The 19864-nt window shown below is 63.7% G+C and carries 17 protein-coding genes; 6 read left to right on the plus strand and 11 right to left on the minus strand.

The genetic code is table 11. The annotated features are described in order from the left end of the window. Positions 1-29 precede the first annotated feature (29 nt). Complete coding sequence (locus KA354_14770) at positions 30-1769, minus strand: alpha-L-fucosidase (GenBank protein ID MBP7935906.1); 1740 nt, start codon at positions 1767-1769, stop codon at positions 30-32. A gap of 199 nt (positions 1770-1968) precedes the next feature. Continuing rightward, complete coding sequence (locus KA354_14775) at positions 1969-2172, minus strand: hypothetical protein (protein MBP7935907.1); 204 nt, start codon at positions 2170-2172, stop codon at positions 1969-1971. A gap of 108 nt (positions 2173-2280) precedes the next feature. On the opposite strand from KA354_14775, the gene KA354_14780 reads away from it, so the two are divergent. After that, the gene (locus KA354_14780; GenBank protein ID MBP7935908.1) at positions 2281-3015 is read left to right on the plus strand and encodes a TIGR00730 family Rossman fold protein; all 735 of its coding nucleotides are present in this window, start codon (positions 2281-2283) and stop codon (positions 3013-3015) included. 19 nt (positions 3016-3034) lie between these two features. Further along, positions 3035-4579 carry a trypsin-like peptidase domain-containing protein gene (locus KA354_14785; GenBank protein ID MBP7935909.1) on the plus strand — a complete coding sequence of 515 codons (1545 nt, stop codon included), beginning with the start codon at positions 3035-3037 and terminating at the stop codon, positions 4577-4579. A 43-nt stretch (positions 4580-4622) separates the two neighbouring features. Here KA354_14785 and KA354_14790 read toward each other — a convergent pair whose 3' ends face one another. From KA354_14790 to KA354_14820, 7 genes are all read right to left on the minus strand, one after another. Continuing rightward, a complete protein-coding gene (locus tag KA354_14790) occupies positions 4623-5408 on the minus strand; it encodes a sigma-70 family RNA polymerase sigma factor (protein ID MBP7935910.1) in 786 nt (261 codons plus the stop codon). 412 nt (positions 5409-5820) lie between these two features. Further along, the gene (locus KA354_14795; GenBank protein MBP7935911.1) at positions 5821-7059 is read right to left on the minus strand and encodes a serine/threonine protein kinase; all 1239 of its coding nucleotides are present in this window, start codon (positions 7057-7059) and stop codon (positions 5821-5823) included. A 144-nt stretch (positions 7060-7203) separates the two neighbouring features. Continuing rightward, a complete protein-coding gene (locus tag KA354_14800) occupies positions 7204-8451 on the minus strand; it encodes a 50S ribosome-binding GTPase (GenBank protein MBP7935912.1) in 1248 nt (415 codons plus the stop codon). Then, positions 8438-9283: a type III pantothenate kinase gene (locus KA354_14805; GenBank protein MBP7935913.1), complete on the minus strand. Its 846-nt coding sequence runs from the start codon at positions 9281-9283 to the stop codon at positions 8438-8440. Before KA354_14805 ends, KA354_14800 begins: the two co-directional genes overlap by 14 nt. After that, on the minus strand, positions 9280-10512 hold the full coding sequence (gene obgE / locus KA354_14810; GenBank protein MBP7935914.1) for a GTPase ObgE: 1233 nt from the start codon (positions 10510-10512) through the stop codon (positions 9280-9282). Before obgE ends, KA354_14805 begins: the two co-directional genes overlap by 4 nt. Positions 10513-10657: 145 nt before the next feature. Continuing rightward, positions 10658-10897: a 50S ribosomal protein L27 gene (gene rpmA / locus KA354_14815; GenBank protein ID MBP7935915.1), complete on the minus strand. Its 240-nt coding sequence runs from the start codon at positions 10895-10897 to the stop codon at positions 10658-10660. A 53-nt stretch (positions 10898-10950) separates the two neighbouring features. After that, complete coding sequence (locus tag KA354_14820; GenBank protein MBP7935916.1) at positions 10951-11586, minus strand: hypothetical protein; 636 nt, start codon at positions 11584-11586, stop codon at positions 10951-10953. Positions 11587-11766: 180 nt separating this feature from the next. Here KA354_14820 and hpt point away from each other — a divergent pair, with 180 nt between their 5' ends. After that, on the plus strand, positions 11767-12321 hold the full coding sequence (hpt, locus tag KA354_14825; GenBank protein MBP7935917.1) for a hypoxanthine phosphoribosyltransferase: 555 nt from the start codon (positions 11767-11769) through the stop codon (positions 12319-12321). Then, the gene (locus tag KA354_14830) at positions 12305-12937 is read left to right on the plus strand and encodes a PH domain-containing protein (protein MBP7935918.1); all 633 of its coding nucleotides are present in this window, start codon (positions 12305-12307) and stop codon (positions 12935-12937) included. The genes hpt and KA354_14830 overlap by 17 nt, the downstream gene beginning before the upstream one ends. 18 nt (positions 12938-12955) lie before the next feature. Here the strand turns inward: KA354_14830 and KA354_14835 are convergent, their stop codons facing one another. Then, a complete protein-coding gene (locus KA354_14835; GenBank protein ID MBP7935919.1) occupies positions 12956-15856 on the minus strand; it encodes a hypothetical protein in 2901 nt (966 codons plus the stop codon). A gap of 108 nt (positions 15857-15964) precedes the next feature. Further along, positions 15965-17032: an aldo/keto reductase gene (locus tag KA354_14840; GenBank protein MBP7935920.1), complete on the minus strand. Its 1068-nt coding sequence runs from the start codon at positions 17030-17032 to the stop codon at positions 15965-15967. A 440-nt stretch (positions 17033-17472) separates the two neighbouring features. Here KA354_14840 and KA354_14845 point away from each other — a divergent pair, with 440 nt between their 5' ends. Both KA354_14845 and KA354_14850 read left to right on the plus strand, forming a co-directional pair. Then, complete coding sequence (locus KA354_14845; protein ID MBP7935921.1) at positions 17473-18750, plus strand: Gfo/Idh/MocA family oxidoreductase; 1278 nt, start codon at positions 17473-17475, stop codon at positions 18748-18750. 34 nt (positions 18751-18784) lie between these two features. Then, positions 18785-19864: ABC-F family ATP-binding cassette domain-containing protein (locus KA354_14850; GenBank protein ID MBP7935922.1), on the plus strand; the 1080-nt coding region annotated here is incomplete at its 3' end.

Consider the following 19864-nt stretch of genomic DNA (forward strand, 5'->3'; position numbering starts at 1 on the left):
CATAGCACGTTGACCGACTACCTCTATCGCTATCGTGCAGCTCCGAACAAGTGAAACTCCCAGATCGTCGGCCCGTCGGTCGCTTCGGTGATGTTCAGACGCACGCGTTGAGCGGTCACCGGATCAAAGCTCACCGCCAGTTGCGCCCCCAGGTTCTCCCCTTGGTAGCACGGCCTCCATTGGTCATCCTGGAAGTACTCGATAGCGAACTTGCGAACGCGCTTGAGTTCCGGAAACGCCTGCTTGATCACGGCACGGCCGATGGTCGCCGGTTTGCCGAGATCAACTTCCAGCCACGCGAACCTAACGCCTCCGTCCGTCGCCCAGCGGGTATCGTTACGGCCGTCCACGGCCCTGTCCGCGCCGTACTCAGCTTGGTTCTGGTACACGTTCGAAGCCGTGGCCTTGGCGTTCGTGGTCAACGACTTCGGTGCGGGGACTTCGATCGCCGGGATGGCCAGCGATGAACGGTCCAGTTCCAGAGCCACGATCGTGTCCAGTGCCTGACGGTCGCCTTGAGGCACCGAGATATCCAGGCCGGTGGCCGTCTGATGGACCACGGCCTTCCCGCCGGTCAGTGCCTCACTCTTGACCACCTTGGCCGGGATGGCCGGCAGCTTGACCGCGTCCTCGGTCCAATCGCGGATGTGGAGGTAAATGGTGTTCCCCTTGCGCGTCGAAACGCCGTAGTCCCCCGGCTTGAATGGCCCGCCGCGCGTGCCGTAGATGCTCTGGCCGTACTCGGCCAGCCACACCCCCATCTCCTTGATCCGATTGGCCTGATCGGGTGCGATCTCTCCGCTGGGCATCGGTCCGACGTTCAGCAGGATATTGCCGTCGCCACCAGCCCCGCGAATCAGCATATCCATGCAGGCTTCGTATGGCTTGACCCCATCCTCCGGCCCGCCCCAGGACCACTGGTCTCTCGACGAGAGCGTCATGCACGATTCCCACGGGCGGCGGACGTCGAAACCGCCGATGATCTGCTCGGGCGTGTAGTAGTCCGCCTCCGAACCGATGTAGCGCCAGTCGCTGTGCCCGATTGGCTCCGGACCGAGATCCAGCCGGTTGTTGATGACGATCTTGGGCTGCAGCGACTTCACCAGCCTGTAGGTCTCAGCCTGGTCGTAGAGCGGCTCGCGGGAATCCCAATCGAACCAGAGCAGATCGATGGTGCCGTAGTTGCTGAGCAGTTCGCGCAGCTCGGCCTTCATTCGTTCGAGAAACACCTTGTTCCGTTGGGTGCGGAAATCCGGATCGCGCCAGTCCATCGGCGAGAAGTACCAGCCTAGGCGCATGCCCTGTTCGTGGGCCGCCCTGGCAAGTTCGGCGCAAACGTCACGCTTGAACGGCGTGTTCATGATGTTGTAGTCCGACGCCTTCGAGTCCCAGAGCAGGAATCCGTCACAGTGCTTGGCGGTGAGCACCATGTACTTCATGCCGGCCGCCTTGGCGAGACTCACCCACCGGGCGGCGTCGAACTTCGTCGGGTTGAACTGCTTGAACAGATTGTCGTACACCTCGACGGGAATCGGTCCTCGGTTGGGGCACTTGGGATTGGAGTTGGCCCGCGACCAGCTGATCTCGGTGCCCTTGAGGCTGACCGGTCCCCAGTGGATAAACATGCCGAAGCGCGCCTCCCCCCACCACTTCATCCGCTCGGGATACGGTCTCGGCATGTCGGGCGGCGCTGCCTGCGGAGTCTCGGCGGCGTGCAAGACCGGGGTAGTCAGTAACAGGGTGACGATCAGATGTCGAATGTGATTCATGGTCAGGATCCTTCCATCTGACGTGACAGGTTGTCTCCTTCTGGACGGCACAGGCCGAGCCGACGACCTGGCCGTCGTCGACCGCTCTGAAAAACCGCTGAACGCCGAACCGGCCGCGCAGCTCGTCGAGCCGGCCTATTCACCCCCGTCACGAGCGGCATGCTGTGGCCGGGGAACGTGATTGTACCGCCGGCGGATGTCACTGTCGCGATACCCGCGCGGCATCGCTGACCAGCTGGATTGTCAGACGCGCGTCTGTAGCCTTCGAGCCGTCGGCCAACTGGATGTCACAGGTGGTTGAAGTCGCATGGACGTCAGCGATCAGCAACGCTGGACGGCCGGTGGAGTCCTGACCGGCGAGCACGTCGATGGTCAGGCCGTCGGTCCCGGTGATCGCGGTCATCTGCTCGGTGTCACGACGTTTCGACGTTCTGACGTTTTGGCGTCTGTTTTCCGTCCCTCCCCGTTCGTGTACACTACCCGCTTGGTTTCGTAGCATGGGGAGTACATCATGACGCAGCCGAAGGGCAATCAGCACAAGGAACCGGCCGGTTTACACCCGGTGCCGGCACCGGAGGAGACCTGGCGGGTTTTCCGGATCATGGCCGAGTTCGTCGAGGGTTTCGAGCTCATGAGCCAGATCGGGCCGGCGGTCACAGTCTACGGGTCGGCTCGGCTGACACCGGTGAGCGACATCTACGAGCAGGCGGTCGTCCTTGGCCGCAAGCTGGTTCGAGCCGGTTTCGCGGTGATCACCGGCGGCGGACCTGGGATCATGGAGGCCGCGAACCGGGGAGCCTTCGAGGCTGGCGGGATCAGCGTTGGGCTTAATATCCAGATCCCCACCGAGCAGCAGCCCAACCCGTACGTCACCCACGGCCTGTCGTTCGACTACTTCTTCGCCCGCAAGGTCATGTTCGTGAAATACGCCGTTGCCCTGGCGTGCTTCCCGGGCGGCTTCGGGACAATGGACGAGCTGTTCGAGATCCTCACCTTGTTGCAGACCCACAAAACCAAACCCTCGCCGGTTGTGCTGATTGGAGCCAGGTTCTGGAGTCCCCTGGTCGACTGGATGCGGAAGACGCTGATTGAGGAATACGGGACAGTCAGCCAATCGGACGTGGACTTGTTCATGCTGACCGACGACCTGGATGCGGCCGTCGAGCACATCCGGACCAAGGCCGCCGAGGCCGGCCCGTTGTGGGTCAATCCGCCCAGCGGCACGGGTGGCTTCGTGAAGCGCTAGGACGGACCCGTGATGAGCCATGCGTGATGAGCGTCTGATACGCGGGAGACGGACGGGCGGGCGGTGGCGCGATTCCTCGCAGATTGGGCACCGCTGCGAGCGGCTCACCCCTGTTGGCCTTCTCGGAACAACGCCACTTTCAGTGCAGACGGCGACCGCAGTTCTCGCGGTGCTTGGGCTGGTACTGCCGGCTATCCAAGCCCAAGCCCAACCCGCCGCGGCCGACCCGGTTCAGGTTGAGGCCCTGGAGCAGACGTTGGTCGCGGTGGCGGAGACTTTACGGCCGTCGGTGGTGGCGATTCGAGCCAATCGACCGATGGACGGCAGTGAAACGCAGGAAGCCCCTGAACCGCCCCCGAACGGTGGAGTGCGTCCAGGTTCCAGCCGGCGGGGACGACCGGAGGAGCGGCGATACCCGTCTGTCGGCAGCGGGGTGATCATCAGTCCGGACGGCCAGATCCTGACCAACGAGCACGTCGTGGCCGGAGCCCAGCCGGACGATATCACCTGCATTCTGTCCAGCGGAGAGAGCTACCGCGTGCAGGAGGTCTACGCCGACCCGCGAAGTGATTTGGCGGTGATGACGATCGGGGCCAAGGGCCTCAAGCCGGCCGTTCTGGGCAACCTGGAGACCGTCAGGCAGGGCCAGTTCGCGATCGTGATGGGCAACCCTTTCGGGTCCGCCCTGGAGAGCCGCGGCCGGCCGGCGATGTCGTTCGGCGTGATCAGCGCCCTGGGCCGGGGCCTAAACCAGCAGCTCGATCCCCTGATGACCCAGCGCTACTACGGCAACCTGATCCAGACGGACGCCCGCATCAACCCTGGCAACAGCGGCGGCCCGCTCCTGAACCTGAAAGGCGAGGTCATCGGCATCAATACGGCCATTTCTTCCCGCTCAGGCGGAAGCGAGGGAATGGGTTATGCGATTCCAATGAGTGCCCGAACCAAGGAGATCATTGCCGCCCTGGCCCGGGGCGAGGAGGTCGAGTACGGATTTCTCGGCGTCGGGCTGCGGTCCATTCGCGACGAGGAGCCGCAAGGCAGTGACGGCCCGACGGGAGCGGTGGTCGACTCGATCGAGCGGCAAGCCCCGGCGGCCGCAGCTGATCTGAAGGTCGGCGACATCATCGTCACAGTGGACGGGCATGCGGTCCGGGATGCCGATGAGGCCATCGCGTTGATCGGCGGAGCACGGGTGGGCGTGCCGATGCAGCTGATCTTCCGCCGAGGTTCGCGACGTCTGACCGCCCAGGTCGTGCCCGCCCGGCGGAAAGTGGCTTCGCCGGCCGCATTCAGCTGGCGAGGGATGAGACTGGCCTACCCGGATTGGGAGGTCTGCCGATCGTACAAACTGCCGGCCGACGTTCGCGGCGCGGTGATCACCGAGGTGGAACCGGGCGGCCCGGCAGCCCGCGCCGGTCTGCATGTCGGCCAAGTCATCGACCGAATTGGTGAGGCACGGATCCAGGGCGTTCGCTATCTACCCACCATCACGGCCAAGCTATCGGGACCGGTGAAAATCGCGCTGGTCGGCGATCCACCGACCGAAGTAACCTTACCATAGAGGTTTTCCACGACGAGTTGTCGCGGCAGAATCTGACTCGAAGTCAGGCGACCAGTTCCTCGTCCAGTCGGTCCTTGAAGCGGTTGCGGAGGCGGGCGATGACGTCCTTATGGATCTGGCTGACGCGTGATTCGGAGAGATCGAGCACCACGCCGATCTCGGCCATGGTGAGGTCTTCGTAGTAGTACAACACCAGAACGAGCCGCTCCTCGGTGCTCAATCCGCGGGTGACGAACTCGGTCAGCATGGTTCGGGCGAGCTTGGCGGACGGATCGGTCTGGTCGGTGTCGCCGACATCCCACGATCGTTCGCTGGCCCGGCTGCGTCCGCTGGAGTCGCGAGGATCCATGGCCGAGAAATGCACCTCGCGACCGAGTTGGGAAATGCGGGCCAGCTGATCATAGCGGTCCTGGGACATGCCCATGCGCTTGGCGACTTCGTCGTGCATCGGCGGACGACCCAGTTCGGCGTCGAGCAACTCGCGCACGCCCATCCGCCGCTTCTCGAAAGTGCGCACGGTTCTTGACTGGGGATCCAGGCTGCGCAGCCAATCCATGACCGCGCCAATGATCCGCTGCTGGCAGAAAGTCTCGAACTTGGCTTTGCGCTTGGGATTGTATCCCTCGACCGCCTCGATCAGCCCATCGTACCCGGCGCTGCAGATCTCGTCGTAGCTGATCTGGGCGGGCAGCTTGCGGGACAAGCGGGCCGCCTGAATGTGGACCAGCGGGGCGTACTGCTCCACCAGAGCGTTGCGGTACTTCTCAGAACGGGTTTTAAGATACCTCTTCCACAGTGCCTCGACCGAGTCTTTTGTCGTCGCGGTCATGGGATCCTCCGTGTAGCCATGCCTTCAGACCTGGGATGTCGCGATTGTCACCCGGCGAGGAAGTGAAACGCCTCCGTGCCGGATTGGTGAAGCTCATCCTTGAGTTCACAGCTGTCGCCGCCGGCTATGAGCCGACCAGCTTCCACTATGTACCTATATAAACCCAACAGCCGATAAGATCAAATCAAAAAATCGTCCTCGCCGACGCTTTTTTCCCATTTCCTCATTCGTTGATCGAATAACGGGACTTGAGCAATCTTTTTCAGGCTTTTTCCACCGTCTATCCACCAATTTGTCGGTGGGTAACCACCCGAACAAGCCTTGCTTTGGTGACGAGATATCGCCAGTCGGCCCGGGCGTACTCTCCGATGCGAGGCTTATTGGCCGTGGCGGGCACGGCGCGGCGGCTGGCTCAGGTCAGGATCTGGATGATATTCACGATCATGGACAGCCCCAGAAGGGCGGCCAGAATGAAGACCCAGACCAGGGGGACCACCGGGGTGGAGGGTGTTTCTTCCTTGGGGGCTTCCTCTTTGTGGACTGGGGTACTGCTCTCCGCCAGGCCCTGGAGGATGTTGTCGTCGAGCTGTCGTCGAGCCAGGAGCGGAGGTTCGCCACGCTGGATGGCCTCGAGATCCTTGATGAGATCGCCCATGTTGGGGTAGCGATGTTCGGGTTTCTTGGCCATCATCCGCTCGATCACCTCGCCGACACCGGTGGAGAGCGTGGGCCGCACATGGTCCGGCGGTATGAGCGGTTCAACCAGGTGCTTGTGCATGACCGCGGCGGGCGTCGGGCCATCGAAGGGCACCTTGCCGGTGACCATATGGTAGAAGGTGGCTCCGAGGGAGTACATGTCCGCCCGGACGTCGATGTGGACTTCGCCGCGGATCTGTTCCGGGCTGATGTAGTAGGGGGTCCCGTAGGCTCGGCCGGCCTCCGCCATGGCCGCCTTGATGTCGGAAGTTCGTCGGGCCAACCCGAGGTCGGCAAGTTTGGCTACACCGTCCTCGGTGAGCATGATGTTCTTGGGCTTCACATCGCGGTGAATGAAGCCTCGGGCCGCAGCATGCTCCAGTGCCCGGGCAATCTGAATGACGATCTTCAGGGCTTCCTGCTCAGAATAGGTTCTGTTGGCCGCCAAGTCGTCGTAGACCGTCTTCCCCTGAATATACTCCATGACGAAGTAGTGGTAGCCAGAAGCTTCACCGACGTCGATGGCCTGCACGATGTTGTTGTGGTTGAGCTGGGCGGCAGCTTTGCCCTCTTCCTGAAAGCGCTTGACGAACTCCTGGTTTTCGCTGGCCTTCTTGGGCAGGATCTTCACCGCCACGGTCCGGTCCAGGCTGATCTGGTGGGCCTTGTAGACCTTGGCCATCGCCCCTTCGCCTATCTTCTGCAGCCGATCGTAACCGGGAATGCGCAGCGTTTTGGTGGCGATCGAATCGGTTGAGTCACCACCCAGCCGCTGGAGCTGGGAGCGGGTGATATAACCTGAATGAATGAGCACCTCGGAGAGACTCAGCGTCTTGCCCTGAGAAGCGAGACTCTGCTGCTCCGCGATGCAGGTATTCAGCTCGTCGGGCGTAATGAGTTTCTGCTCAACCGCCAAGCGGCCTATCTGGCTCTCACCTTTTAACGCATCTGCCATGCAGATCCGCTCCGCTCGATTGGTGTCCCCAAGTACGCTCACGCGTAGTTCGTCGCAGAGATGCTCAACGAATCGAACTCAACATACGCGTAATCCGTTTGTTATTCAACACTTGGGGCGGCGATATCGTCACCCGATGTCGGATTATATTCCGCTACGGGGGCATCTTTCCTGGGGATCTTGACCCCATCTGACGATTTTCAGCCAACGACATGCCTCGGCCCTGTCGGGACGTCCCGCGTTCAAGGCCGATAAGGCTGCCTCGACGGCCTCGGCTTGCCGCAATGTGAAGGGGACGCCGACGGCTCGTCGCCAGTCGGCGAGGCCGGTGGCACCCAGGAGCGCCATCCGTAGCCGTTCGAACCCATCCCCTGTTCGCGCCGAAACCGATACCCCTCTGGTCGACCAGCTTCCAATGCGCTCCGCCTGGCCCGGATCAGTGGGCAGATCGTTCTTGTTCCAGACAACCAGCGTCGGCTGCGTGGATGTGAATTCCTGGGTGACGTGGCTCGCATCATTCGCAGGCTGAAGGTCTTCCGGCCAAGGTGGTGAGGACTGGTCGATCACCTGCAGGACAACGTCGGCTGTAACCGCCTGCCGGCGGGTTCGCCGGATGGCCTCGGCCTCGATCGGATCGGCGGTGTCCCTGACGCCGGCCGTATCCACGAATGTGAACGGCACGCCTTCAATGGAGGCGGGGTGCTCGAGCCAATCGCGGGTCGTACCCGGCAGATCGCTGACGATGGCACTATGTCGTCCGGCGAGTTGGTTGGCCAGTGTCGACTTGCCGGAGTTGGGTGGCCCGACGAGGACGACCCGGACACCGGTCAGAGCCCGCCGGACGGTAGGCGAGGCGGCCAGCCACTCTCCGAGCTGTTTCCGGACAGAATCCAGTCGATCAGCTCGGGTGTCGACCATGAGCCGGTCGAGTTCGTTCGGCAGGGCTTCCATCGTCGCCGCCAGCCAGAGGGCGAGGGTCCGGGTCTTCGCCTGCAGGATGGCCTCCAGGGCTTCGCGACGCAGCAGCTCGTTCGCCGCCCAGGTTGAACCGAGCAGCTCGACCGCGGGGACGATGCAGGCACCGGCCGCCTTGAGCAGCAACAGCGCTCGCTGCACGATTCGCGGGCCGCCATGCAGGCTGAGATCGATGACCAGCTGGCCGGCGGGATTGCGGCGGACGGCCACGACCGCATCGTCGATGACCTCGTCGCCGTCCACCAGGCGGCACAGTCGCAGCTCATCCGATGCCGGCGTATCGAACTCGATGGGACGGGACGTTCTGAACAACGGGCGCAGCCATCGGCTGTCGCGGGTCAGGATCTGAATGACCGCGATACCTCCGACCGTAGGCGGGGTAAGGCACGCGGCGAGGGCTGGATCACACCTGTTCATGGCCTTGGTCACATCTGGCGGCCGCATTCAGGTACGCGATGACCAAGCCGTCGAGGCAGAGGTCCGGCAGAACGTGATCGACGAAGTCGCAGCCGCCGGCGATGTCGCGAGCGTTGCCGCCGGTGACAATGAGCGGGGGCCATTTGCCGATTTCGGTGGCGAGTCGTTCGGTGGTTTCGCGCAAAGCCCCGACCATCATGGCGAAGATGCCGTTGCGGATGGCCTCGACGGTATCCTTACCGATGGTACCGGTCGGCGTACCCACCTCGACGAGCGGCAGCTGGGCGGTGTGCTCGTGGAGGGCCCTGGCCGCCAGGGCGATGCCGGGCATGATCGTTCCGCCCATGAAGAAGTTGTTGTCGGCGACGAGGTCGATGGTCACCGCGGTACCGAAATCGGCCACCACGCAGGCCTGTCGGAGCTTGGCGAAGGCGGCCGCCGCAGTGCACAGGCGGTCGGTTCCGACCTTCTCCGGCTCGCGAACATCAGCGCGAATCGGGGGGTCGATGTCCCGACCAACCAGAAGGATCGAACCGATGCCCCGGGCCTCGCACATCGGCTCGAGGCGTTTCATCATCGGTGGGCAGACCGAGCTGACCACAGCAACCCGCGAACCGGATGTGGGCAGACCGTTCCACAAGCCGACCAGATGCCCGACGACGGATTCAATCGGGTCGTTGGGCAAATGCACGGCTGTGCCGCGATTACCGCGAATCCACGTGGCCATACCCACATGGCTGTTGCCGATGTCGATGAGCAGCAAGCCGGTCTCGGCTGCCGCATCCTTGCCTGATCTGGGCTCGTTCTCGCCTGATTCAGAAGCGCGGATCATGGCTTGCCTTCTCCGCTATCCGGGTCGTCTTCCAGTTCCGCCCACAGAGCATCGCCCTCGAACCCCTCGGCGGGTCCGCACGGGTCGTCGCCGTTGCAGCCGTCATCGCCATCCTCGCCTCCCTCGCGGTCCGGGGTGTCGCTGCAGACATCGCCGCAGCGGATGGGCGGGGCCGCGGCGATTGCCCTGAATGGATCGTCGTGCGGCACGGCGGACTTGCTGGCCTGCTCGGTCTGACGGACCTCCTGGATCATCCGCCACAGTGCGTCGCCGAGTTGCTCGATGCCCGCGCCAGTCACTCCGCTGATGGCGATCACTTCGCGGCCGAGGGCATCCTGCAGTCCCTGCACCGCCGAGAGGTTGTCGGCCAGGTCGATCTTGTTAGCCACGATCAGCTCCGGCTTCCTGGCCAAGTCCTGCGAGTACTTCTGCAGCTCATTGCGAATGACGTGGTAGGCCTCGACCGGCGTCGGATGCTCGACGATCGGGTGGACGTCGACCAGGTGGACGATGACCCGCGTTCGCTCAATATGGCGGAGGAAATCGTCGCCCAATCCGATGCCTTCGTGGGCTCCTTCGATGAGTCCGGGGATATCCGCCATGACGAATCGGCGGTAGTTGGAGAGTTCCACAATCCCAAGCTGAGGCTCGATGGTGGTGAAGGGGTAGTCGGCGATCTTGGGTCGAGCCCGACTGACCCTGGAGAGCAGGGTGCTCTTGCCCGCGTTGGGCAGCCCGACGAGCCCGACATCGGCAATGAGTTTGAGTTCGAGTCGCAGCCACCGCTCGTCCGGCTCGCCGCCGGGAAAGGCAAATCGCGGGGCCTGATGGCGGGCCGTGGCGAAGTGCTGGTTGCCCTTGCCCCCGCGCCCGCCACGGGCGATAAGCACCCTCATCCCGCTTTGATCGAGATCCTTGAGCAGGCGCCCGCTGTCGCGATCGTAGATGAGCGTGCCGGGCGGAACGCGGACGACGCGGTCGGCGCCGCTCTTGCCGCTGCGGTTCTTGCCCATGCCGGCCTGGCCGTTCTGGGCTGTCCAATGATGGCGGCCGGTGAAGTCGAGGAGGGTGGTGATGGTCGGGTCGGCGACGACGTAGACGTGGCCCCCGTGGCCGCCGTCACCGCCGTCGGGGCCGCCCTTGGGAATGTACTTCTCGCGCCGGAAGCTGACGCAGCCGTTCCCGCCCTTGCCGCCTCGGACAAAGATCTCGGCACGGTCGATGAACATGGTCGCTGCTCGCAGGCACTACGCCGAAATGCCACAAGACAACCAGAGCCCCAAGCGCGAGCACCGGGTGCGATGCCGCCCCTTGAGCGGCATTCCCGTCGCTTGCGCTCCGGGCTCTGGTGGGGGCCGGGACCGATCCCGGGCGCTAGTTCGGTTGGATGTCGACCTTGCTGCCGTTGAACACCACGGTTCCTTCAACCAGGGCGAACAAGGTGTCATCTCGGCCGCGGCCGACGAATCGTCCGGGCTTGAACGGCGTTCCGCACTGCCGGACGATGATCGCGCCAGCCTTGGCGAATTCTCCGCCGAAGAGCTTGACGCCAAGGCGCTGGGCATTGCTGTCGCGCCCGTTGCGTGATGAGCCTTGACCTTTCTTATGAGCCATAGAGTCACTCCGTCCTTATCTTCTATCGCCGTCTTTCTATCGTATTCGCTCGGCTATCGCATGATCCATTTCTGCCGCTCGGTCTGCCGCTCCGGCACCACGTAGGTCCGCATCGACTCGGCGCCGGGGAACTTGTACGGCAGCTCGAGGGTCTTGCGCAGGATGAACGCCCGCCGATTACCTGCGTCCTCCGGCTTCTTGGGGTCGTAGGCCGGGTTCTTCACGAACGACACCTCTCCCGACAGTCCGGCGACGAAGACGGTGAAGCCCTTGGCCTGAGGCTCGAAATCCTTCCAGATCGCGACGCTCGATCGGGCCCGGTCCTGCCCGCGGAGCAGCTTGCCCAGCACCTTCTCGGGGGGCAGCAGGGCCGGGTTTCCCGAGCGCCGCTGGATCGCCTGGAAGGCCTCCGGGCTGACCTGCACCTCGTTCTTCACGATCCGCATCGTGTCAGTGACCAGGGTGAAGTCGGGGTAGAAGTCCACCTCGCGTTCGGTTGAATTCTCAACCGTATAGAGCATGTACCAGTAGACGACCGGCGACCTCTGTCCCGGCACGGTCACGGCGACCCGCTGGGGATCCTGGAACTTGATCTTCAGTTCCCAGGCGGGCGAAGTGACGGCCGGCTGGGTGGATGACGAGACCGCCCATGCAGGCGGCACGGCGGACCCAATGAAGCATAACGTCATTATTAAAAACCACTTACGCATGCGTGCCCTTCCAGTCGTCTGCCCCTGGACCGTACGCAGCCTGCCGGACGATTGGCCCTGCGCAGGGTCCGACCGCCGCGTAAAGAGTCCATTGTAGAAACCCCGGCACCTGAGTCAAGCCGACTGTCCCCGGCCGCCCGGGCGCGTATAATCCCGGCCATGGAAGCAGATCTGGAACGTATCCTCATTCCCCGGGACCGGATCGCCAAACGGGTCAAGGAGTTAGGTCAGGAGATCGCCTGGACCTACGAAGACGAGGAGGACGACGGCATCACCATTGTGACGATTCTGTCGGGGGCGTTCATCTTCGTTTCCGACCTGATTCGGCAGTTGCCCTTTCGCATGAAAATCGGGCTCATCACTGTGTCGAGCTATCGGGGGGCGACCACACAGTCCGGCGGAGCCAGGATCAGCCAGGATCTCAATGTTCAGGTCGCCGGGCGTCATGTTCTGCTGGTGGACGACATTCTGGACACCGGGGGCACGCTCCGACTGGTGCGTGAGCGGCTTGCGGACGCCGGGGCGAAATCGATCCGCGTCTGTGTGCTGCTTCGCAAGCCGAGCAAGGCCCCGTCCGATCTGAATATCGAGTTCGTCGGCTTCGACATCGAAGACAAGTTCGTGGTCGGGTACGGTCTGGACTACGACGATCATTATCGGAATCTGCCGGACATTGGTATTCTGCGGCCGGAGCTATATGCGAGTTCGCATTGACCTTTCCGCCAGGCGCTCGAGCCGCCAGTCCGCCCAACGGCTCATGCATGCGTCCTGCGGCCAGACGCCCGGGGCCGGTGCGGACGCCCGCCCGATCCCCGCCCTCAGCGACCTGCTGCCCGCCAATCTGCTCAGCGGCGACGAGATTGTCATTCTGGCGATGAAGCCTTCTCTCTGGTTTGTCTTGTTTGTCTCGGCCCGCTGGATCCTGGCCATGGCGGTGCTGCTGGTTCTCGTCGGGAACTGGGGGCACCGGTTTCCGCTACTCGACCGGCCGGTGGTGCTGCAAGGCGCGGTGGCGGTGGCCGCCGCCCGACTGGGTTTCGCCTTGCTGCAATGGGTATCGCGGCTCTATGTGCTGACCAACCGGCGGATTCTCCGGCTGATGGGCATCCTGAACATTGACCTGTTCGAATGCCAGTTGACCAGGATCCAGAACACCTACCTGACGATGAGCTGGTACGAGCGTCTGGTCAGGCTGGGCAGCATCTCGTTCGCGACCGCGGGCACCGGCGGCGTCGAAGCCTCCTGGTGGTACGTCAATCATCCGCTGGAAGTGCACGAGCGCATCCGTGCGGCGATCCATCGGGCCCGCGGCCCGGCCAACGGCGTCTGACCGCAGGGACCGCGAAACTCACTCCACCACAAACCAGCTCATGCCTTGGGCGGGCAGGTCGACGGGCAGATCGATGGCGTATTGGCGGTCCAGGCTGAATGATCTGGCTTCCCCGGTTCGCTCGGCCACGCGCGCCGTCCCGGTCAGGCCGGTATAGTAGAGGTTCACGCGCAGCGTTCGGGTCACCGGCCGGTTGAGCGGATTGAACACCACCAGCAGCCCCTTCTCCTTCAGGCCGGGATTCGCGTGCAGCATCCAGTCCAGATCACGAGCGTCGGCCCGGCGGCCATGAACAAGATCACTTTCCAGAATGTCGCGGTGGGCCTTGTACCAGTCCACCCAGCGCTTAACCATCGCCTTGGTCCGCTCCGTGTCGTACAGCCGGGGTCCTCGATAGCAGGCCTGGGCGCCAAGAGCCAGGTTGCTGTAGAGCATTCGCTCATAGTGGTCGAGGTGTTCGTCGAGCGGCTCGATCGTGGCCGCGGCACCGCCGCCCTGGTATTCGGTCAGCGGAACGAACATCCAGCCCATGCTCGGCGTCTTCTCCCAAGTGCCGTCGTAGATATTCTGGCGCGTGTGAATCACCTGCTGTTCCCGGGGCAGTGACCAGTTGGTCTCCCGGTAGCCCATGCCGGTCTTGTTCGATCCAACCAGGAAATAGTGGTCCGGGACATTGAGATACAGTCCCTGCCCACGGCACCATTGGTAGAAGCTCGAAATCGTTCGCCATTGGTTCCAGCGCGAGTCGGCGAGTCCGCGATGGCCGGGATGCTCGTCGCTCTGACAGACGTCGCCGGGGTACGAGCCGTCGTGTTCCAGCAGCGTGAAGCCGCTGTCACGGTGGAACTCATAGAGTCTGGCGAAGTAGTGCTGGCCCCACTTGCTCCCGAGGCAGGGGGAGTTGCCGAAGGTCGGGCGCTGACCTGGAGGCATAGCCACATCGTTGCCGCCGCCGACCTGTCGAGAGGCCAACAGCGAGTAGCTGCCGATCTCAAGGCCTTTGCTCCGGGCACGCTCGGCGTACCTGCTGGCCCTTGCCAGCACGGCGGGATCCTCGTTTTCCAGATCGAAGCCGCTGCCAAAGCTGAGGATGATCATCTCGAACCCGGTCTCGGCGCACTGTTCGATGGCGCTGGCAACGGTGGCCTCGTCGGCCGAGCGAACGTGCATCATGAGCGGATTCTCGGTGATCCAGGGGGCGATGACGCGGTACATGCGGCGCATCGACAGGCCGCACCGCTCGCGATCGTAGCTGTCGAAGGGCAGGATCCATGTTCGGAACGACTCGAAGGTCCGGCCGGGGGGGATGTCCTGGGCGGGCCCGAGATCCGGCCCGACCTCCAGCAAGCACGGCGTTTTCTTCTCGTAGTTTACCTGGGTGTGGAAATCCGGATCAGGCAGCCAGCGGAACGAGCGGCGATTTGCCCCCGCGGCCATCATCCCGCCGAAGGCCATGTCGGTTTCGACGTACATATTCGGTGTCACCCGCCCGGTGGTGAGTTCGTCCACCTCGGCCACACGCTCGACAACGGCGAGGATCTCGCTGGAGAATCGATCCAGCCGGATAGGCTTGTCCGTACCGTTGCGGACGGTGAGCCACTTGCTGTAACACGGCAGACCGTCGTACAACTCGTAGTGGACGGAAACGGTGACATTCCTCGAGCCGATGCCGGTTTCTGGCTGGGCCTTGGCGGCGTCGAACGGTCCGAATACCCGCACTCGTTCGATGCGGCATCGTGACCATTCCGCGTCCGGATGGACCTCGTCGCCGGCCCCCCCGCCTCGATCGGTTTTGCCCACGCGGGCGGCCCGCAGCGCGGCGCCCGCCCCCGATACCTCGAACAGACGATGAAACTCGGGCTTGTCCTGGCCGGCGTCGGCCACTTCCCACACCATGACCTCGGTCTCGAGCCGGACCCGCAGGCGGTAGCTGCGTGCCGTGTCGAGGCCACCGTCCGCGGCGGTGAACGCTTTCACCTTGGCCAGCTGTTCGCCGCCGTGGTCACGGAGCTCGAACTGGCCGTGGACACCCCGGTCGCCGGGCCGCAGGTTCACCTCGACCACGCGTCCCGAGAACACGAGACCGAGGCCCGGCCCCCAACTCGTGTCGTGGTCGGTGCCGGGGCTGATGACCGCTTCGACCAGCGATACCTCTTCCGGGAGGTCTCGCTCAGCGTAGCAGTGAGTCCCGGCGAGGGCGTGAATCTCGCCCGCCTTGCCTTCGTTCTGGAAACTGATGCCCTCGGCGTGCCGGGATGCGATGATCCTCCAGGCGGGGTCGAGCCTGCTGAATCCTTCGTCCCAGAGCAAGGATCGTCCTGCGGCGGAGGGTATTCCCTCCCCCAGGCCGCCGAGCGGCCAGGCGAAATCCAGCCTCAGCGATACGCCGTCCGGCGGCCATTTGGCGTTCGGCGCGTGGTGTCGAACCCGCTTCCAGGCGAATCGCTCGTTCAGCTTGCCAACCTCGAAGCCGACGAAGCGAAACGCCGCCGAATCCGCCCTCAATTGATCTACCCACTCCGGCCGCAAGAACGCGTAATTAGGCTGGCCCTTCAGTCCGCCGACCTCGTAACGCCTGCCGTCGAGCTCGATGGTCGCCTCCGGCTTGACCCCGCGCAGGACGGCCTCGCCGGTCACGAGATTGTCGAGTCCCACCGTGGCGGCATTCGGTGCCATCCGGAAGGTGCGGGCGATGAGTCCGTTGGCCAGCACGAGCTCATGGGACCCCGGGCCGCGAAAGACGCCCGCCTTGTAGCCCGAGCCATCGATGAGCCAGTCCTTGGCGCCCGCCCGCCCGGGCCCACGCCAAACGGCCAACTGTTCAAGGCACGGCGGAACCGCCTCGCCTTCGGTCGGACCAGGAGAGCCTGTCAGGGTCCCACAGGTGAGCATCGATAGAACGACGCTGGTCATGTTCATGTTCCATCCTCGATTCGCGGACCGCGCCCAGACGGCCCGGGTTCAGATCGCGGCCCTGGCGGGCGACCGCCGGCCCTCTATCACCACGGGGAGCGTCAATCCCGGGTCTCACACCACTGTCCAGTCGTGCAGCCACTGGTAGCGAGGAGAGAGGTTGGCAAGGAGATTGTCGGCGCATTCGCGCAAGGCCTGCTGGTCCTTCGCGTCCAGCGGCCTGTGACGTTCGTAGGACGCCTTCACATTCTCGTCGAGTTGCGAGGCCACCTCGACCCCGGGAATGACCGCCGACAACCGCTTCTCCTGCAGCATCGCCTTGAGCAGCGCGGGAGCTCGCGAATCGACCTTGCCGTTGAACTGCGTCGGCTTGCCCCCGAAGGTCGCTCCCGCCGCGAACGGCTTGATTCCAATCACGCCGACATCCTTCTCTTGAGCGAGGGCCAGCAGGCTGTCTCCGTCGTAGGCCTTCGTCAGGAACATGTACGGGAACAAGATCACCGAGAACTGCGGGTACTTGGTGAGTACCCGCCGGAACACGCTCGGCTTGTGGGCCGAGATCCCCAGAAAGCGGACCTTGCCTTGTTTGTGAGCCCTCTCAAACACCCCCGCAACCAGATCGAGCGTCTTCTCGTTGACTTCCCACATGGTCGCCTGCCGGGTCTGGCCTTCGCCCCAGGTCGCTCCGACCGGTCTCCACAGATCGAGCCTGTCGGTCTTGTACGCCCTGAGACGAGCGTCGATCTCCCGGAGCATGCCATCGGGACTCAGATGGTCCTCATACTCGCTGGTGAGTTTCTCCGGCCAGGAGGCGAAGCCGATGTAGAAGTGTTTGCGGAGATCAGAGCCCATCGCTTGTCCGTAGAGGGCGCATTCCTCGACGATATTGTTGTCGACGTAGTTCATGCCCAGTTCGATCGCCCTCTGGAGGACCGGCCGGCGGTCCTCGACCGATCTGCCGCCGTGGCCGCCCAGGCTGATCTCGGAAATCATGATCCCGGTCTTACCCAACCGCCGGTACCCCATCTTGGCGTTGTAGTTGAGGATCTTCGCGGTGTCGGCGGGCATGGTCCCGGTGACCGCGGCCCCGACGAAGCCCCCCTGATGGACCAGGGCGGTACCCGCAACCATCGCTCCGGCACTCTGGATGAACTCCCGCCTGGTCTTCTCCTTTGGCGACATGGACGTATCTCCTGTGTTGGGTTGGGCACCCGCCCGAGCAGGGCCGCTGGCCTCTGACCAGCATACCATAGAATAGCCGAAACCTGGGCCTACAGCCCGGTCGCGATGGTCGGAAGTGACCATGGCAGCACTGGAGCTCCCATCCTGCCCCCTACCAGACCACCCGGGGAGGGAATCCACGCCGGATTCGAATCTCCTCACCGCCGGTGAATCAGTTCCCAGTCAGGCCCAGCAAACGCAGGTGACGCCACTGCTTGAGTCAAGCCTGACAGGCGAACCTCGCTGCCTCGTGCCGAAAACAGCCTGCCCTGCGTTGGACCGGCCGATGGGTGCGGATGCCGTCGCTGGCGTGGCGTTGTCCTTGGCGTTAAATTGGGAAATCTGGATTCATCGGGGTGGATAGGGCTGGCGTGAGCTGTCCCGCCGCGAGGAGACCGAACATGGGAACGACCAAACCGAGTAGGCGAACGATCCTCCATCATGGGCTGGCCGGAGCGGCCGCGGGGGTGGCCGTGTCGCGAACGACCGCCGCCAGTTACGGGCGGACCATCGGAGCGAACGATCGCATCCATCTGGCCCTGATCGGATGCGGCGGGCGGGGGCGGTACATCCTCCAGAACATGGCCAAGCCATGCGATCCCAACATCGGCCTGGTCGCGGTCTGTGATATCTGGAAGTCGCGTCTGGCGAGCTACCTCGGCGAGGCGGAGAAGCTGTTCGGGACCAAGCCCAAGGCGTACGCCGACTACCACAAGGTACTGGAAGACGCCGACGTGGACGCGGTGATCATCGCCACGCCGGACCACCAGCATGCCGGCCAGTGCATTGACGCCGTGCAGGCAGGCAAGCATGTCTACGTTGAGAAGCCGATTATCGGCATCGCCGAAGACCTGGGCCTGCTCAACAGATGGTACGACGTCGTCAAGGCCGGCAAGGTCATCGTGCAGAACGGCACGCACGGAGTGAGTTGTCCGGCCGCCAGGGCGATCAAGCAGTGCATTGCGGAAGGCAGGCTGGGCAAGCTGTTCCGCGTGGAATCGACCGAGACCGACGCCCGGCCTTACTGGGTGAGTTACAGCGGCCCCAAGACCGAGGCGGACACCGACTGGAAGGCCTGGCTGTACAACCGCAAGGATCGACCGTTCGACGCCCACCTGCACGCCTGCTGGATGGGTTACCATGACATCACCAGCGGCACGATCGGCGGGTGGATGAGCCACTTCATCAACATGGTCCACTTTGTGACCGGCTGCGGCTTCCCGGTTTCGGCGACGGCGTACGGCGGTAGTTACGCCTTGAGCAACGACAAGCGCTGCGACGCCCCGGACCAGGCGGCCGTGCTGCTGGACTACGCCGAGGGTTTCCACACCCAGTTCACCAGCCACTTCGGCAGCTCCCTGGGCAACGAGAGTACCGTCTTCATGTTCGAGAAAGGCATGATTCGCACGCGGTTCGGGCACTGGCTGGGGAATCCGACCTTCTCGAGCGAGGGGGTCAATGACGCGATCAAACCGGTGAAGCTGCTCCAAGAGGAACCGCCATACCCCGGCGCCGCCCACGTAAAGAACTGGTTCGACTGCATCCGCAACGGCGGCCAGCCAAACGCCCATGTCGAATTCGGCTACAAGCACGGCATCGCGGTGATCATGGGCGACGCGGCCTCGACCACCGGCCGGAAGGTCCATTTCGACAAGGTCAAACGCGAGATTCGGAGCTGATCGGTCGCAAGCCGACGAAGGGCAAGCCAGCCACATGGGGATCGTGACGCTCCAGAATGTGCACGTCGGCTTTGCCGGGCAGATCGTGCTTGACGAGTTGGACTGGGTGGTTCACCGGGGGGAGAAGGTCGGCTTGGTTGGACCGAACGGATCCGGCAAGACCACGCTGTTCAAGCTGATCACCGGCGAACTGCAGCCGCAGATCGGCACGGTGACCCGGACTCGCGGCCTCCAGGTTGCGTACCTGCCGCAGGAACCGACGCTCGACACGTCGAACACGCTTCTGGCCGAGGTGACCCGCACCTTCGACAACGTCCGGCAGCTCGAGGAGCGCGTCGCCGAGGTCGCCCAGCTGATCGCCGATCATCACGACACCGATCGGGCCGAGGATCTGATGGCCGAGTACGACGAGCTCCAGCACCGCCTGGAGGCTTCGGGGGGCTACGACTACGAAGTGACGGTCCGCGAAGTGCTCGGCGGACTCGGCTTCTCGCCGGCCGATTATGACTTGCCGATCGCCGCTCTGTCCGGTGGGCAGAAGTGCCGGGCGGCGCTGGCCGAGCTTCTGCTTCAGGAGGCGGACCTCCTGCTGCTCGACGAGCCGACGAACCACCTGGATATCGAGGCCACCCAGTTCCTGGAGAAATTCCTGGCCGGCTACCACGGTGCGGCGGTCGTCGTCTCGCACGACCGCTACCTGCTCGACCGGGTGGTGGACAAGATCGCGGACCTGGACAGCCGGAAGGTGACGGTCTATCCCTGCGCGTACTCGGACTACGCCGAGGCCAAGCGCGTCCGGCAACTCACCGCGGAGCGCGAGTACGAAAAGCAGAAGGAGTGGATGAATCACCAGTGGGAGTATGCCCAGCGAGTCAAGGCGGACAAGTCGCGATCCAAGCAGGCCCGTGGGCGGCTGTCGATGCTGGAACGTATGGAACGGGAGGGTAAGGTCCTCGCCCGGCCGGTGGCGTCCCATCGCAGGCTGGCCATTCAGTTCACCCCCACCCAGCGGGCCGGGGACATGGTGCTGCGCTGCGAGGGCGTACGCAAGGCCTACGGCGACGTGGTCCTGTTCGATGACTTCAACCTCGAGATCTACCGCGGCGAGAAGATC

This window comes from Phycisphaerae bacterium, from assembly GCA_018003015.1.
GTDB lineage: Bacteria > Planctomycetota > Phycisphaerae > UBA1845 > PWPN01 > JAGNEZ01.

Bases quoted from the DNA above. Each gene is read 5' to 3' on its own strand.
- KA354_14780 (MBP7935908.1), top strand. From the start codon at position 2,281: ATGACGCAGCCGAAGGGCAATCAGCACAAGGAACCGGCCGGTTTACAC.
- KA354_14820 (MBP7935916.1), bottom strand. From the start codon at position 11,586: ATGACGTTATGCTTCATTGGGTCCGCCGTGCCGCCTGCATGGGCGGTC.
- rpmA (MBP7935915.1), bottom strand. From the start codon at position 10,897: ATGGCTCATAAGAAAGGTCAAGGCTCATCACGCAACGGGCGCGACAGC.
- hpt (MBP7935917.1), top strand. From the start codon at position 11,767: ATGGAAGCAGATCTGGAACGTATCCTCATTCCCCGGGACCGGATCGCC.
- KA354_14800 (MBP7935912.1), bottom strand. From the start codon at position 8,451: ATGAACAGGTGTGATCCAGCCCTCGCCGCGTGCCTTACCCCGCCTACG.
- KA354_14835 (MBP7935919.1), bottom strand. From the start codon at position 15,856: ATGAACATGACCAGCGTCGTTCTATCGATGCTCACCTGTGGGACCCTG.
- KA354_14805 (MBP7935913.1), bottom strand. From the start codon at position 9,283: ATGATCCGCGCTTCTGAATCAGGCGAGAACGAGCCCAGATCAGGCAAG.
- KA354_14845 (MBP7935921.1), top strand. From the start codon at position 17,473: ATGGGAACGACCAAACCGAGTAGGCGAACGATCCTCCATCATGGGCTG.
- obgE (MBP7935914.1), bottom strand. From the start codon at position 10,512: ATGTTCATCGACCGTGCCGAGATCTTTGTCCGAGGCGGCAAGGGCGGG.
- KA354_14785 (MBP7935909.1), top strand. From the start codon at position 3,035: ATGCGTGATGAGCGTCTGATACGCGGGAGACGGACGGGCGGGCGGTGG.
- KA354_14775 (MBP7935907.1), bottom strand. From the start codon at position 2,172: ATGACCGCGATCACCGGGACCGACGGCCTGACCATCGACGTGCTCGCC.
- KA354_14830 (MBP7935918.1), top strand. From the start codon at position 12,305: ATGCGAGTTCGCATTGACCTTTCCGCCAGGCGCTCGAGCCGCCAGTCC.
- KA354_14840 (MBP7935920.1), bottom strand. From the start codon at position 17,032: ATGTCGCCAAAGGAGAAGACCAGGCGGGAGTTCATCCAGAGTGCCGGA.
- KA354_14770 (MBP7935906.1), bottom strand. From the start codon at position 1,769: ATGAATCACATTCGACATCTGATCGTCACCCTGTTACTGACTACCCCG.
- KA354_14795 (MBP7935911.1), bottom strand. From the start codon at position 7,059: ATGGCAGATGCGTTAAAAGGTGAGAGCCAGATAGGCCGCTTGGCGGTT.
- KA354_14790 (MBP7935910.1), bottom strand. From the start codon at position 5,408: ATGACCGCGACGACAAAAGACTCGGTCGAGGCACTGTGGAAGAGGTAT.